Source organism: Chryseobacterium mucoviscidosis, assembly GCF_002177115.1.
GTDB classification, from domain to species: domain Bacteria; phylum Bacteroidota; class Bacteroidia; order Flavobacteriales; family Weeksellaceae; genus Chryseobacterium; species Chryseobacterium mucoviscidosis.
In genome coordinates, this window is record NZ_MVAG01000164.1 from 1 (window position 1) to 14,600 (window position 14,600).

A 14,600-nucleotide genomic window follows, 5' to 3' on the forward strand; every position below is an offset into this window, starting at 1 on the left:
ACACCGGATCACAGGATTATACTTCCGCTCTGCATTGTATGATGATCCTTCGTTGGACGGCTCAATAGCGAAACATTTTTACCTGAAGAACCCCGCTCTCGCGGATTTGTAATCCGTGAGCAATAATAAAGAACCCACCGCAATTGCGGTGGGTTTTGTTATTTAGTGAACGCCTGTTTCGTTTTAAAATTTTGGATAATGTTATCCACGAGAAAGAACAGATGTTCTTTAGTTTCAGGATCAAGCTTGTCAATATCTTCAATGCGCTTCATTACTTCTTTATCATAAGAAGAAATCTCGCCTTCCCCAATTAAATAATCTACCGTTACATTAAAGGTTCTTGCCATTTTTATCAGTACTTCAATAGAAGGAGTATTTGCATTCCGTTCGTAGTTCCCGAAGATGGTTCTGGAAACTTCAATCCTTTTGGCAAGATCTTCCTGCGAAATATTAAAAAAGAAATGTCATAAATCTTTACAGAATATTGGTTTTATAGTCTAAGAATACAACATCCAAATTAAGAATTATTTGAATTTAATCGAATTCTAACAAAGTTCTTATAAATTCGTTCCCCCAAAATATTAGAAATAAATAACGATAAAACCTCTATTCTTTAGCCAACCCGTATTTTCCCCTAATCAGAACCCGTGATGCAATAAAAACAGCAAACGGTGATAAAACCGTACTGTAATTGGTGATTTTTAAAATTTACCATTTTATTGTGGTTCGCGGAGTTGCTGTAGAGTCTACCTTTGTCTTACTATTAACCAATTAATTTTTATAATATGAAAAACTTAGTTACAGGCGTATTTACATTAATGGCCATGGGATTCACATTTGCACAGGCAAATATGGATATGAGTACTCAAAACGGAAACATGAACGTTGCTACAGTAGACCAGACAGGTCTGATGAACGTAAATCAATTGAATCAGGATGGTAACAGAAACACTGCGGATATTGATCAGGTGGGAATTTTAAACACCAATGAGGCAGAAAGCTTAGGAAACCGAAATGCTGTAGACGTAGAGCAGACTGGTGTCGGAAATTCAAATCTTACAAGCCAGACCGGAAATCGTAACGAAGCTACAACTTGGCAGATAGGTATGCTGAATTCTACACAGCAGACACAGCTCGGAACAAGAAACGAAACATCTTCTACACAGTGGGGAAATATGAATACCGCTGTTCAGTATCAGGACGGAGAAAGGAATGATGCTTCCTCTTTCCAGTGGGGAAATAGCAATGCTGCTACCCAGATCCAGTTAGGACAGAGAAACGAAGCTTCTTCCACTCAGGTAGGTGATGAGAACACTTTGTTGCAATATCAGCAGGGTAATGATAACAGTGCAACAAATATTCAGACAGGCGATAACAACATTGCTGCAGCCTTTCAGGTGGGAGACGATAATATGGCAATGGGAACCCAGACAGGAGACGACAACCTGTTGGTTCAACTGCAGATCGGAAATGGAAACAGTGCTATGAATACACAGACGGGTGACGGAAATCTGGCGGCGGTAAGCCAAAGCGGAGATGCACACATCCACGTTGGAAATCAAATAGGAAACAATAATTCTTTAATGGTTAATCAATCAAATTAGTACTTCTGTAATCTGAAGTTTGGGAGAGACGACAGTCTCTCCTTTTTATTTTTTAGCCGTAGTTTAAAATCCGTGTTTATACGTAACTGTAAGCAGTGATTTTGACGGATTACCAATTATACGTGTTTTATAGCAAGTTACATTAGACTAACTTTATCAAAATTAATAATCATGTGTACTCTAAGATGGGTTTTCTTTACAATGTTCTTCTTCATATCTGTAAAATCTCAACAGATAGATTGGGACAGGATTAACAGCAATAATGTTTTCAGCCTTATCGCTGTACAGAATCAGGATCTTGTGGCTTCCTCGGATATTATTCAGATGGGTAATGGTAATCATGCAGAGCTTTCCATCAATGCTAAAACAGATATTGCGGTGAGACAGTCGGGAGACTATAATGCGCTTTATTTTGTGAATTCATTTTCGGAAGCAGAAATAAAAACTGCAATTACAACTCAAGGTAATAACAATATTATTGATATCACAGGAAGCAACAGGATATCCGAAAATTTACAGATCCACGTAAAAGGAGATAACAAAACCATCTTCATGAGGAATTATTAAAAATAGGATGATGAAAAACAGGTTTCCCCTTATTTTGTGTACTTTTCTTATCCTTCTGTCACACACCACTTTCGGGCAGGAGGATAAAAAAGTCACTGCAAAGATAGAAAGCAGAATTGTGGAAGATCAGATTCAACTCAAAGCAGTGGTTGCCAATAATACTCCAATCTATGCAGAACTCAATTATCTTCTCATTTCAATAAAAAAAGGAAACGGAGGAAATTTGTCTAACAACAAGCAAAACGGTAAATTTTCTATCAATCCTAATGAAGTAAAGGTTTTGTCTGAAATAAATGTAAACCTTGAGAAAAAAGACGCTTTAAAAGCTTTTCTCTATGTAAAAGATGAAGAAACCCAGAAACTTATTGCGAAAGACAGTCTCGAACTTAATGGAGATTTATTCAGAAAAAAAATAGCCGGAATAGAAGAAGATGTTTTTTTCGAATTAAAAGGTTTAACCATTGATGAAACCAAAAGCAAAGTAGGAAAGGACTTCTATGATATGTTTTATATGAATTACAGCCAGATTAAAGATAAACTGAATGCCGCTGTAAAAATCTCAGAACTTCCTGTTCGCGGAACCAACGGACAGATCAATATTGAAATTGAAGACAAAATTATATACAGTTTTATAACCAATCCGAGCGAAGATTACCTGAAAGAACAATTGGTTGCTGCCTTAAAGTATATAAAAGAATTTAATGCTAAAAAAAATCTGATAAAGAATGAATTCATCTATTAATAACATCAGTCATGAAAACTCTTATTATTCTACTGAGCATTTTTGCGGGAATTTTCTCAGGAAAAGCACAACAGCTCGTTTACAAGCCTATTAATCCCGCTTTTGGAGGAGATACGTTTAATTATCAGTGGCTTTTGAGTTCAGCAAACGCTCAAAATCAGTTTGATGATAAAAAAAGCAACAGCTTACTTGATAATTTTAATTCTCTAGACAGCTTCAGCCAGAGCCTTAACCGTCAGGTTTTGAGTGAACTGTCCAGAAAATTATTTGCAGACCAGTTCGGAGAAGAAACTATTCAGCCGGGAAATTACCTGTTCGGCTCTATGTATTTACAGATTACCGCTACCGCTCAGGGACTGCTGATTAATATTTTGGATACCAAAACAGGCGATCAGTCCGAGATTGTTATTCCAAAATAAAGAAGATTACCAATTACTAATTTTTTTGACCATGAGATCCACAACCTACACCAGAATTTTTTTCTGGGTAATGGTGCTGTGCATTCTGCAGGCATGCAGCTCTTTGCTCGGATTGCCCTCCAGTCCAGAAAAGTCTACGCTTGGCGAAAACACATCGTATACCACAGAACTTAAAAATTTACCCTTGCCCAAGGAAAAAATCGTGATCGGAGTATACAAATTCCGGGATCAGACAGGGCAGTACAAACCTGCAGAAAACGGAAATAACTGGAGTACAGCCGTTCCGCAGGGAACCACCACCATTTTAATTAAAGCATTAGAAGACAGCAAATGGTTTATCCCGATTGAAAGAGAAAATATTGCCAATCTTTTAAACGAGAGACAGATCATCCGTTCCACAAGGCAGGAATACCTTAAAGATGCCGATAAAAATACTCAGGCATTGCCTCCGCTCTTATATGCCGGAATTTTACTCGAAGGAGGCGTTATTTCCTATGACAGCAATATTATGACGGGCGGACTGGGTGCAAGATATTTCGGAATCGGTGCTTCTACACAGTACAGACAGGACAGGATTACCATTTATCTTCGTGCCGTTTCCACATTAAATGGCGAAATTCTTAAAACCGTCTATACTTCAAAAACCATTCTTTCCACGAGCGTTAACGGAAGTTTTTTCAGATATATCGATACCGAAAGATTGCTGGAAGCTGAAGTGGGGCTTACTCAGAACGAACCCGTTCAGCTTGCCGTAACAGAAGCCATTGAAAAAGCCGTAAAAGGATTAATTGTGGAAGGAATTAAAGATAAAATATGGGGGAAATCGGTAGATAATATCGATAATTATCAGGCGATTGTTGATGAATACGATAGAGAAGAACAAAAGAATGTAAACAGAGTAATTGGAAATAAATTTCAGGGCAATTACCGAAAGAATTTTGCTGTTTTCGGAAACGTAGAAGCACAAAAAATTAAAGACGATTACGTAAATCCCAAAATGAATATTGGCGGAAAACTGGGTTTTAAATATTTCATGAATCCGAATTTCAATCTTGAATTCAATTCAAACGTATTTACATTAGAAAATGAAAACATCGTAAAAAGAACTTTCATTGTTCCCGAAATTAATATCGAATATCTGCTTTTCCCGAAATATAAATTCACACCCTACATTTACGGTGGGGCAGGAGTGATGTATTCTGAGATCAAACCTCAGTACAAAGCACAGTTTGGCGGCGGCTTCGAGTATATTTTTGCTAAAAATATAGGCTTAAGAGCATCTTCTCAGTACGATCTGGGTTTTAAAGATCAATGGGAGGGGCTTATCAACGGGCAAAGAAAAGATCAGGCACTGAGATTTTCGCTGGGACTTAATTTTTATATCGGTAACCAATAAACCCTGAACTATGAAAACAATACTTAAAATATTCAGCATCTTTCTTCTTTCTTTACTTCTTTTTTCCTGCAATGAAGAGCTTGTAGATCAGGCACAGACAGGAACGCTGAAAGGGAAAGTAGTAAAAAGGGGAACTAATGCCCCGATTGCCAATGTGAAAATTTTTACTTCTCCCAGTACACAGACTGTATTTTCCGGAGCAGACGGATCTTTTGAAATTGCAGGAATGCCTATCGGAAATTATTCTGTAAAAGCAGAACTTACCGGCTACGTTACCAATTATCAGGCAGTTAATATTCAGACCAATGATCAGGCGGTGAGTGTGGTTTTCGAAATGGATGATGATAAATCTTTAAATTCTCCTCCCACAGCTCCGGTATTACTCAGTCCTGTTGATAATGCGGTAAGCCAGCCTTTAAGTGTAGAACTTACATGGAACGCAAGCGATCCGGATACCAAAGATGAACTTAAATACAGTTTAACAATTAAAAATAATATCAATACAAATGTTGTTCAGGTAAATGATTTAACGGTAAAACATTACACACTTTCCAATCTTAATTACGGAGTAAGCTATTTCTGGCAGGTTTCTGTCTCAGACGGAATCCATCCTCCGGTGATGAGTGCCATCGGAAAATTTACCACCAGTACAGTTCCGACGAACAGATATCATTATGTTAAAAAACTCAACGGGAATCTTGTGATCTTTTCCAGTGATGCCTCAGGAACGAATTTTCAGTTTACCAGTTCTTCTTTCAACAGTTGGCGTCCTAGAAAAAACAATAATTCTGGGTTGGTTGCTTTTTTAAGAACAGAAGGCGGTAGCAATCATATTTACACTGCAAATCCTGACGGTTCCAATCTTTTTAAAGTAACTACGGTTCCGGTTGCAGGTTTCAGGAATGATGAGCTGGATTTTTCCTGGAGTACAAACGGACAGGAGTTTTTATATGCAAATTTTAATAAATTATACAGAATTAATAAAGACGGAAGCGGTCTCAGTCTCGTTTACACCACGCCGGACGGAAGCATGATCTCCGAGTGCGACTGGAGCTATGACGGAACTAAAATTGCTTTAAAAACAAATGATTACAGCGGTTACAATTCAAAAATTTACGTGATTGATATTCTGGGAAATGTTCTTAAGACCGTTCTCACAGGACTTCCCGGAGCCAGTGGCGGACTGAATTTTTCTGTAGATGGGCAAATGCTGCTTTACTCTCGGGATATTTCAGGATATCAGGATACTTCCGGAAATTACAGACAATTGGATTCCCATGTTTTTGTCTATAATCTCACAACAAACACAAACCACGATATTTCGGCAGAAAGCGATAAGATGATGGGAACTAATGACCTTGATCCCAGATTTTCGCCGAACAATGCTCAGGTAATTTTCATGAATACTTCTAATGATAACATCTCCCAACGGAATGTTATGGTTATTGATCTGAACAGCTCGATGACGGATCTCACTAGAGCTGTTCTTTTCAGTAACGCGGAAATGCCGGATTATGAATGATATTGATGAGGTTGCTTTTTTGTGAATAGCCAATGAATTCACAGGTACAGAATGGTTAGCTGTCAGTCCTTAATTACCATTTGTCTGTGTCACAAAATTGGCTGTTCACCTTTTTTAAGAGATAACATTTTTTTGATTTTTTCATGGTTCTTAAAAGGAAATTCCAAACCCGTAAGTTTGGAATTTTTTTTAATGAAAAATTGGAGCTGCTGTTTAATCTATAATATGATTTTCCAATGCATATTTTACAACTCCTACCGAATTTTTTACATTCAGTTTAAGAAGAATTCTTTTTCTGTGTGTTTCTACCGTGTTTATACTTATGAAAAGTTTTTCAGAGATGTCTTTGCTGCTGAGTCCGTCGCAGATAAGCTTCAGGATTTCCATTTCGCGCCTCGTTAACGGATCTTTTATTTGGTTTTTGCCCGTGTCCTGCTCATTGCTGATGAAGTTAATCATTCTGTCTTTTGCATGATTGCAGACATAGATTTCATTGGAAAGAAGTGCTTCTATAGATTTTATAAATTCATCGTAGCTGCTGTTCTTATCCAGATAGCTTTTGATGCCTTTGTTGAATAATTTTCGGATATCGATCACGTCATAATCGTTTCCTATAATAATAATCTTAATCGCTTTATTTTCGGTGGTAATATTTTCCACAGATTTATATAGTTCCGTAAAAATCAGCATATTGGCACTGATCATGAGAAATTCCGGCGGATCGTCCTTCAAAAGTATTTTTAATGCTTCCGGGCAGTTGCAAATATCAATTGTTGTGAAAATTCCACTTTGTTCTAGAAGTTTTGAGAGCCCTTCCGTATACAACAGAGGCTCATCGAAGATGGTTAATCTTGGTCTCATCATGATTAGTTTTAGTTTATATAAAAATAAGAAAAAAACTTAATATTTATATAAATATAATCAAAAAATATCTAATTAAATCGATTAAATTGTTAAAATAATACAGTTATTTATGATTATTTGATAAATAATTCCCTTTGGTTTGATTTTTAAGGGCTATTTTTAGAGTTATTGATTGTAAATGCCTTTATTTATCATATTTCTCAAGGGTCTGTTTTAATTTGAAAAATTATTTAACTAACACTTTTGGGATATGTTTTATCGGAAAATTTACAGAATTGGCGATGAAACAGAATTCATTTGCTTTTTGATGAAGTTCTGTTGCTTTTTCAATCATAGACTCTTCCGAAACCGTAACTTCAGGATGAAGAATTACTTCCGTAAAATGTCCGCTTCCGTTTGCCAGTTCTGTCATTATACCTGTAGGAAAATCGTTATAATCCGTCACTACAACTCCCGCTTCCGAACAAAAGTGAAGATACCAAAGCATATGGCATGAGGAAACAGAAGAGAGAAGCATTTCTTCAGGATTATATTTTGTCTTGTCACCACGAAATGCCGGATCGGATGAAGCCTCGATTAGAACTTTATTTTCCGCAGAAATTTCATGACTTCTTTCGTATTCTCTGTAAGAACTGGTTCCTTTTCCTGTATTTCCCGTCCAGCGAACGGTTATTTTATATTGGTGATTTTTCATTTTAGTTTTTTAAAAGAGTATAGAATTTAGAATCTTTAAGAATATTTTTTACTATTTCTGCCCGATCTTTTTTAGTTGTTGTATCATACAGTTTCCAATACGGCAGTGTTACATTTCTGTCTAAGAATTTAATGCTGTATGCAGTATACTTGTTTGTCCCGCTCATTTTCTTTTCTGAAATCAAGTTTTTAAATGCCTTTTCAAATTTTATTTTTAAATCTTCTTTTGTATTATTTTTTAAAAGAAGATCATAAGCTTGCTTAATGATTTCAGAATTATCAGCCAAACCGTTTTCTATCAATAATGGGATTAAAATATCCAATGCTTTTTCATTTTCCTTTAGTCCGATATAACATTTACTGTATTTTTCTGCCATGAAAATCTCCCCCATTGCAATGGCATTTCCGCAAAAAGACTGAAAAGGATGTTCATTCGCTTTGTCCAGAAATTTTACTGCCTCTGTGAAGTTATTATTTTCAAGTTCAATGTCTGCAAGGCTTTGATAAATATGTTTTAGATATGAATTTTTAGAAGAAGAGAGAAATTGGTTGTCATGCTCTTTACCGTTTTTTTGATCTTCTGTTAATTTTAAACAAAAAAGATAAGTTTTTTTTGCATTATCACGTTGATTTAGACCTTGCTCATTCGATGCTTTGCCTAAAAATGCAGTAAATAAATATTCAGAATTCGGATAAGTTGCAATGAACTGATCATATTTTAAAAGAATTTCGCTTTGAATATGCGAAATATTTTTTGAATTAATAGAAATTGTATCATTTTCAGAAATAATTTTATTCAGTAAAGAATCTTCAATTTTAAATATTTCGCTTATCGCAACAGAATCTTTCTTCTGCCCAAAGGCAAAAAATGAACACAGTAGTAAGAGTAAAGAGAAAATGTTTCTCATTAGGTATTAGTTTTTATAATAAGCGTGTAAAATTATGAAAATCAGATCATAAAAAATCTCCGTAAAAATACGGAGATTTTAAATTTTATGTGTTAAAATTAATTTTTGATAAGTTTTTTTGTTAAGATTTTTCCATTTTCAAAAGTGGTTTTTGCAATATAAACACCCTTTTGAAGCTCGGAAACATTAGAATTGTTTTCTCTAACGGTCTTTAGAAGCTTTCCATCGATAGAATAAATGTCTATTTTGCCTATTTTTTCTTTCGATTTATAAACTAAATTTAGTGTTACAGGATTCTCAAAAGAAATATCATTCTCAGCTTTTGTAATATTTAGAGTTGATAATGTAGTCGTATTAAATAAATATTTTACAATACTTCCGCCGACATTTGAAATAATATTATTGTTGTTAACTATTATTTCTTCAATACTAGCAAAAGAACTGTCCTCATAATAACCAAAATCAGAAGCTATTGAGCCGCCTTGAGTGAGTTTTGTGAAAAAAATAGGAGATTCATCTGATCCGTAAGGAATATATGGATGAGATGATTGGTTTCCTCCAATGTAATAATGTCCATCTTTTTCAGTAATACTTTTTGCCAAAGCAGTGGGATGTATTACAGATAAAGCACAATTAAATGTAGTATCAAGAGTTCCGTCCGGGTTAAGTCTAAAAACTTCATTATTGGTAGAGTTTGATTTTGAAATAACGATCTTATTATTGCTGTCTATAATTGCTGTACTAAAAGGAGCAAAATCTAAATTAGACTGTACAACACCATTATTTCCAAAGTTCATTAGCGGCTGTCCATTCGGATTGAATTTTTCAATGATGCTATTACTGTAGGGTGAGTTGATTTTAGTAAGACAAATAATGTTAGATTGATTATCTAGTAGTACAAACGCGCCATAGTAAAAGTTTCCCTGAATTGCTACGGAACCATTAACTCCGAATGAAGTATCCATACTTCCGTTAGCATTAAGCCTGTAGATAGCAGTAGAATTATAAATGAGTATTTTTCCATTTTGTAAGATTAGTCCTAAAGAACGACCATTTGTATCACTGTTAAAATCATTAGATATAATAGAGACTCCATTAGTTCCGAAAGTGGTATCTAATTGTCCGCTTGGAAGTATTCTGTATACAATTCCTACATTGGCAGAACCGGAAATTCCACCACTCACATTACCGTAACCAAAAATTACAAGCTTTCCATCAGGTTGCATTTTGGATTGACATTGATAGGTGTAATAAGGTAACTGAGTTTTTCCATTGTTTCCAAAATTAGAATCCAGAATTCCATTATTTGTAAGCTTATATACAAAGGTTTCGTTACCATTCGGCACAGAATAAGATGAATAAATACTGCCATTGGAATCTTGAGTCATAGTCCATGAATAGCTGTAATTGGCAACATCAGATAGTCCGTTTGAACCAAAAGAAAGATCTTTGGAAATAATCTGTGCAAAAGTAAGATGTACTACAGTAAGCAGCACAAGAAATAATAGTTTTCTCATTTGTGTTTAAAATTCTTTTGTGTAATCTGATACAAATATATAAAAAAACCTCTGGTTTTCCAGAGGTTTAAAATTTTGTATCAATTAGAATATCCTATCAATTCTTCTTTATTGGAATTGTAAATTCTGTATTCTAAATATTTAAAAGAATCCCTAGGAATAACGGTTACCCACTTTTTGTATTTCATAAACCATTTCATCTGGATGCTCTTAATTCCTTTCGTAAGGTAAGCTTCCACAAACGGATGTACATGCAGGTAAAGTTTTCCTTTTTCCTTCTGCATAATGGTTCTGAGGGTTTCTCCCATTCTTTCCACAATAACGATCGGAGCTACGATTTCTCCGTCTTTGTTCGGGTTTTCTTCTTTGGTGTCGATCTGTTTTTCCGGACGGTTTCTTTGTCTGGTAATCTGTATCAGCCCGAATTTACTCGGCGGAAGAATCTTATGGCGGGCTTTATCGCGCTTCATTTCTTCCTTCAGATGTTCGTACAGATCTCTTCTGTGGTCTGCGTTGGGCATGTCGATAAAATCGATCACAATAATTCCACCCATATCACGGAGACGCAGTTGTCTTGCGATCTCGGTTGCTGCCATTTTATTCACCTTTAAGGCGTGTTCTTTATTTACGGCAGTTCCGGTTGTGATGTTGTTTCCGGAGTTTACGTCGACTACGTGAAGTGCTTCTGTGTGTTCTATCACCAGATAAGCGCCTTTTGAGCTTGGGATATTGACGTGTTTTCCAAAGCTTTGTTTGAGCTGTTTTTCAACATTGTAATATTCCAGAAGAGGAATATGGGAATCGTAAAAATGGACAATGTTTTTCCTTTCCGGAGCGATAACTTCCAGATAGTTTTTCATCTCTTCCACCATCTGTTCGTCGTCGCAGGTAATGCTCACGAAATCCTGGTTGAAGTTGTCTCTTAAAATAGCTGAAGCTTTATCGTCTTCGCTTAAAACTCTGGACGGAACTTTATTCTTCTGTATATTTTTGAAGGTTGTTTCCCACTTCTGAATCAACTGATTCATATCATTGTGCAGGTCTGCAACTTTTTTGCCTTCGGCAACGGTTCTTATAATAACACCGAATCCTTCAGGCTTGATGCTTTCGATTAAAGTTCTCAGTCTCTCTTTTTCTTCAGAACTTTTTACTTTCTTGGAAATTGAAACTTTATTATCGAAAGGAATAAGTACCAAAAAACGCCCTGTTAAAGAAACCTGAGTGGAAATTCTCGGTCCTTTGGTGGAAATGGGTTCTTTGGTAATCTGTAGCAGAACAAGATCGTCTTTGGCGATTACCTTGTCTACTGTTCCGTTTTTGTCTATTTCGGGTTGTATCTCGAAATTTTTTAAGCTCGAAGTATTCTGTTTTTTGGAAATCGTATCTCGCAAAAACTTTCTGTACGTAAGGTACTGTGGTCCCAGATCCTGATAATGCAAAAAGGCATCCTTTTCGTATCCTATGTTTACGAAAGCTGCATTAAGGTTAGGTGCAAGTTTTTTTACTTTCCCAACAAACAAATCTCCAACTATAAAATCGCTTTTGTCCTCTTGCTCATGAAGTTCACATAGTCTTCCGTCTTCCAGCAGTGCAATCTTTGTAAGATCATCCTCATGCGAAACTATTAGTTCTTTCTTCATTTTGTTGTAAGATAAAATTGTTAAGATTGTAGGAAAAGAGTGTTTTTTTCATCAAATAAATTTTAACCTTAAGTTAAGCATAACAATTGAATGAATGATATTTTTTTTTGATAAAATATAAAACGTTCTTTTCCTTAGACATCTTATAGTTGCAAAACAAAATATAGTCGGTGAGGCTTTAAAATTTAAAATCACCAACTATATCTTTATATTGTAAATCCCGAGAAAAAGAGATTATTTCTTCTTATGTCTGTTCGCTCTTCTTCTTTTCTTTCTCTTATGAGTTGCAACCTTGTGTCTTTTTCTTTTCTTTCCGCTTGGCATAATTATAATTTTTTAGTAACTAGTTAATATTCAGTTAATTTCTTATTTTACTGTAACTTTCGTTTTTACTTTCTCCACAAAAGATTTTGATGGCTTGAAAGCAGGAATGTTATGAGCAGGGATTTCAATGGCAGTATTTTTAGAGATGTTTCTTCCTGTTTTTGCTGCTCTTGTTTTAATGATAAAAGATCCAAAACCTCTTAGATAAACGTTATCTCCATTATACATAGAAGTCCTGATTTCTTGCATAAATGCCTCTACAACTTTCTGTGTTTCATTCTTTTCGGTTCCCAACTTATTTGAGATGGTGTTTACCAATTCTGCCTTTGTCATTTCCTTATTTTAATTTTAAATTTTAGGTGTGCAAATTTAGTTAAAAAAATTGAATATTAGCAAATTAGTGGTAAAATATTTTTTGATAAGAGGTTGAGAACTTAGTATTTATTCTGTAAGCATATTATATTAAGTCACCATTACATACTGGAATTGTAGTAACCATTCTCCACACAGAAGCGGATGAGGTGAAGTTTTGTCTTTAATCCGAGCTTTTCTGTAAGACGGTTGATGTACGTATCAATTGTTCTTGTGCTGAGATTCAGTTTTTCTCCTATCTCCTTGTTACTGAAGCCTTCATAGCAGAATTTCATCAGTTGGATTTCTGTAGGAGAAAGTTCTTCCTGGCTTTTTTTCTGGCGGTTCATATAGTCCATTACCGCTAAAGGCTGCTGTTCCCACTGTTTCGTATAGGCTTCATAATCGAAGCTGTCTGATGTTATTTTTCCTTTGATAATTTCTTTAATAATCGTACTTTTTTTCTGGCAGTAAAAAGTATTGGGAATTTTAGAAAGAATCTCCGCCATATCTTCCTGATAAGTTCCGGAATACGTAATAATCGGGGTTTCAGAATCGCTTTTCCGGATGTATTTAATGGCTTCCAGCCCGCTGAGAACAGGCATAAAAAGCTCTACAATAAATACATCTTCCTGCCTTCTGTAATTCCTGCTGATCAGTTCATGCCCGTTGTTGCAGTCGTTCAGCAGCATGTAGAACGGATTTTCTGTCAGCGTTTTGATCATGATTTTCTTAAAATAAAAATCACTGTCGGCAATAGAAAATCGCACAGTATTGGTTAATATTTTGCTCACTTTTAATATCGATTTGGTGGATGATAATTAAAATTCAGATCACTAAATTAGGAAAATATGCTGAAAGTGAAAATTAATCTTAATTTAATTCGAAAAATAGAATTATTTAATGTAAAAACTTAAATTTTGTGCATAAATTATTTTTTTATAATTTCACAGAACCAAACCAAATCACAAAATATGTCTTCGATCAGGGAGAAAAAACTAAACAAAGCAGACGTTAGGGTAGGCATTTGGAAATTTGTTCTATCATTCATTGTCTTATCAGGTGTATCCTTCATCTGTGTCTTTTTCTTTTTTAAAAGCTATGATATCCAGCGGGAAGGAATCAAAAAACAGGCGGATGACTACCGCGAACTGCTCACCAGAAGCGACCTTCTCAGAATTCACGTCGACAGCATCATGTATCGTATGGATCAGCTCGACATCAACAAGGTGGATAACGATATTTTCCTCCGCAACTACATCATGGATAACGTAAGAGATGCCAAAAACATCATGGGAAAAGACAGTGCCGACAATTTTAAGCATTATTCCATCCTCATGAAGCAGATTGAGCCGATGCTTGCACTGAAAAACCAGATCGTGAACGTTTCCTACAAAGAGCAGAATGCTTTACGGGATCTCAGTGAATGCCGCGGTAAAGTAGGCATTGTAAACCACGAACTCAGGGTAGATCCTACAAGAAAATTTTCGGGAAGCCGACGAAGAAGATAAAAACTAAAATTATGCAGGGACAAATCACACTATCGAAAAAAGAAAGGCATTACCAGTTTTTATATTTAATTGTAATGCTTTTTGCAGCACTTATTTTTCTGGGAATTATCTTTTTAAAAGGTTTTGAATCTCCGTTTTCAGACGAAGACATGATCTCGGTACAGAATCTTGAAGAAAAAGCAAAATTCGATCAGAAGCAGAAATTTTCCTACAAAACTTTAGACAGTACCTTTTCTATGATTAATAAGCTGACAGACGAATCGCCGCAGCCTTTCGTGGAAAGCAATATCATGTACGGAATTAACGACGTTGCCAATTACTTCCAGAATGGAGATAATATTTCAGACATCAGAAAAGATGCGTATCCGCAGATTGCGAAATTCTACAAAATGTATTTCAACGATAAAAAATTAATTTCCAGCAAAACGGAAAACATTAAAAGCTTTGAAAAACAATTTGAAGAATGCTCCATAGGCTTTAAAGAAAAGAAAAGTCAGCTTTTTCAGCGGGAAACCGCTTTAAAAGCAAGAACTCAATAAATT

General features: G+C 35.4%; 16 protein-coding genes. 8 read left to right on the forward strand and 8 right to left on the reverse strand.

Annotated features, from left to right (window positions below):
• Window positions 1-158: 158 nt before the first annotated feature.
• Window positions 159-449, reverse strand: a complete 291-nt coding sequence (locus B0E34_RS19225; RefSeq protein WP_087712096.1) for a helix-turn-helix domain-containing protein — start codon at window positions 447-449, stop codon at window positions 159-161.
• A 336-nt stretch (window positions 450-785) separates the two neighbouring features.
• Here B0E34_RS19225 and B0E34_RS19230 point away from each other — a divergent pair, with 336 nt between their 5' ends.
• From B0E34_RS19230 to B0E34_RS19255, 6 genes are all read left to right on the forward strand, one after another.
• On the forward strand, window positions 786-1,604 hold the full coding sequence (locus tag B0E34_RS19230) for a hypothetical protein (RefSeq protein ID WP_087712098.1): 819 nt from the start codon (window positions 786-788) through the stop codon (window positions 1,602-1,604).
• Between the two features lie 171 nt (window positions 1,605-1,775).
• Complete coding sequence (locus tag B0E34_RS19235) at window positions 1,776-2,171, forward strand: hypothetical protein (RefSeq protein ID WP_228423113.1); 396 nt, start codon at window positions 1,776-1,778, stop codon at window positions 2,169-2,171.
• 10 nt (window positions 2,172-2,181) lie between these two features.
• Complete coding sequence (locus tag B0E34_RS19240; RefSeq protein WP_087712165.1) at window positions 2,182-2,913, forward strand: CsgE family curli-type amyloid fiber assembly protein; 732 nt, start codon at window positions 2,182-2,184, stop codon at window positions 2,911-2,913.
• An 11-nt stretch (window positions 2,914-2,924) separates the two neighbouring features.
• Complete coding sequence (locus tag B0E34_RS19245) at window positions 2,925-3,332, forward strand: curli production assembly/transport component CsgF (RefSeq protein ID WP_087712102.1); 408 nt, start codon at window positions 2,925-2,927, stop codon at window positions 3,330-3,332.
• 31 nt (window positions 3,333-3,363) lie between these two features.
• On the forward strand, window positions 3,364-4,728 hold the full coding sequence (locus tag B0E34_RS19250; protein WP_087712103.1) for a CsgG/HfaB family protein: 1,365 nt from the start codon (window positions 3,364-3,366) through the stop codon (window positions 4,726-4,728).
• Between the two features lie 10 nt (window positions 4,729-4,738).
• A complete protein-coding gene (locus B0E34_RS19255; RefSeq protein ID WP_087712105.1) occupies window positions 4,739-6,250 on the forward strand; it encodes a carboxypeptidase-like regulatory domain-containing protein in 1,512 nt (503 codons plus the stop codon).
• Window positions 6,251-6,463: 213 nt separating this feature from the next.
• Here the strand turns inward: B0E34_RS19255 and B0E34_RS19260 are convergent, their stop codons facing one another.
• From B0E34_RS19260 to B0E34_RS19290, 7 genes are all read right to left on the reverse strand, one after another.
• Entirely contained in the window at window positions 6,464-7,111 is a 648-nt protein-coding gene (locus B0E34_RS19260) for a response regulator transcription factor (protein WP_087712167.1), read from the reverse strand.
• 229 nt (window positions 7,112-7,340) lie between these two features.
• Window positions 7,341-7,808 carry an OsmC family protein gene (locus B0E34_RS19265; protein ID WP_087712107.1) on the reverse strand — a complete coding sequence of 156 codons (468 nt, stop codon included), beginning with the start codon at window positions 7,806-7,808 and terminating at the stop codon, window positions 7,341-7,343.
• A gap of 1 nt (window position 7,809) precedes the next feature.
• Entirely contained in the window at window positions 7,810-8,715 is a 906-nt protein-coding gene (locus B0E34_RS19270; protein ID WP_087712109.1) for a hypothetical protein, read from the reverse strand.
• A gap of 98 nt (window positions 8,716-8,813) precedes the next feature.
• Window positions 8,814-10,232 (reverse strand): T9SS type A sorting domain-containing protein, encoded by a 1,419-nt coding sequence (locus tag B0E34_RS19275; protein ID WP_087712121.1) that lies wholly within the window; start codon window positions 10,230-10,232, stop codon window positions 8,814-8,816.
• 80 nt (window positions 10,233-10,312) lie between these two features.
• The gene (locus B0E34_RS19280; protein WP_087712123.1) at window positions 10,313-11,872 is read right to left on the reverse strand and encodes an Rne/Rng family ribonuclease; all 1,560 of its coding nucleotides are present in this window, start codon (window positions 11,870-11,872) and stop codon (window positions 10,313-10,315) included.
• Between the two features lie 366 nt (window positions 11,873-12,238).
• The gene (locus tag B0E34_RS19285) at window positions 12,239-12,529 is read right to left on the reverse strand and encodes an HU family DNA-binding protein (RefSeq protein WP_027388329.1); all 291 of its coding nucleotides are present in this window, start codon (window positions 12,527-12,529) and stop codon (window positions 12,239-12,241) included.
• Window positions 12,530-12,669: 140 nt separating this feature from the next.
• On the reverse strand, window positions 12,670-13,341 hold the full coding sequence (locus B0E34_RS19290; RefSeq protein WP_076392021.1) for a LuxR C-terminal-related transcriptional regulator: 672 nt from the start codon (window positions 13,339-13,341) through the stop codon (window positions 12,670-12,672).
• Window positions 13,342-13,521: 180 nt separating this feature from the next.
• On the opposite strand from B0E34_RS19290, the gene tssO reads away from it, so the two are divergent.
• A complete protein-coding gene (gene tssO / locus B0E34_RS19295) occupies window positions 13,522-14,058 on the forward strand; it encodes a type VI secretion system TssO (RefSeq protein WP_087712125.1) in 537 nt (178 codons plus the stop codon).
• Window positions 14,059-14,069: 11 nt separating this feature from the next.
• Complete coding sequence (locus B0E34_RS19300) at window positions 14,070-14,597, forward strand: type VI secretion system transmembrane protein TssO (RefSeq protein WP_087712127.1); 528 nt, start codon at window positions 14,070-14,072, stop codon at window positions 14,595-14,597.
• Window positions 14,598-14,600: the final 3 nt, after the last annotated feature.

Bases quoted from the DNA above. Each gene is read 5' to 3' on its own strand.
- B0E34_RS19230 (WP_087712098.1), top strand. From the start codon at position 786: ATGAAAAACTTAGTTACAGGCGTATTTACATTAATGGCCATGGGATTC.
- B0E34_RS19235 (WP_228423113.1), top strand. From the start codon at position 1,776: ATGTGTACTCTAAGATGGGTTTTCTTTACAATGTTCTTCTTCATATCT.
- B0E34_RS19240 (WP_087712165.1), top strand. From the start codon at position 2,182: ATGAAAAACAGGTTTCCCCTTATTTTGTGTACTTTTCTTATCCTTCTG.
- B0E34_RS19245 (WP_087712102.1), top strand. From the start codon at position 2,925: ATGAAAACTCTTATTATTCTACTGAGCATTTTTGCGGGAATTTTCTCA.
- B0E34_RS19250 (WP_087712103.1), top strand. From the start codon at position 3,364: ATGAGATCCACAACCTACACCAGAATTTTTTTCTGGGTAATGGTGCTG.
- B0E34_RS19255 (WP_087712105.1), top strand. From the start codon at position 4,739: ATGAAAACAATACTTAAAATATTCAGCATCTTTCTTCTTTCTTTACTT.
- B0E34_RS19260 (WP_087712167.1), bottom strand. From the start codon at position 7,111: ATGAGACCAAGATTAACCATCTTCGATGAGCCTCTGTTGTATACGGAA.
- B0E34_RS19265 (WP_087712107.1), bottom strand. From the start codon at position 7,808: ATGAAAAATCACCAATATAAAATAACCGTTCGCTGGACGGGAAATACA.
- B0E34_RS19270 (WP_087712109.1), bottom strand. From the start codon at position 8,715: ATGAGAAACATTTTCTCTTTACTCTTACTACTGTGTTCATTTTTTGCC.
- B0E34_RS19275 (WP_087712121.1), bottom strand. From the start codon at position 10,232: ATGAGAAAACTATTATTTCTTGTGCTGCTTACTGTAGTACATCTTACT.
- B0E34_RS19280 (WP_087712123.1), bottom strand. From the start codon at position 11,872: ATGAAGAAAGAACTAATAGTTTCGCATGAGGATGATCTTACAAAGATT.
- B0E34_RS19285 (WP_027388329.1), bottom strand. From the start codon at position 12,529: ATGACAAAGGCAGAATTGGTAAACACCATCTCAAATAAGTTGGGAACC.
- tssO (WP_087712125.1), top strand. From the start codon at position 13,522: ATGTCTTCGATCAGGGAGAAAAAACTAAACAAAGCAGACGTTAGGGTA.
- B0E34_RS19300 (WP_087712127.1), top strand. From the start codon at position 14,070: ATGCAGGGACAAATCACACTATCGAAAAAAGAAAGGCATTACCAGTTT.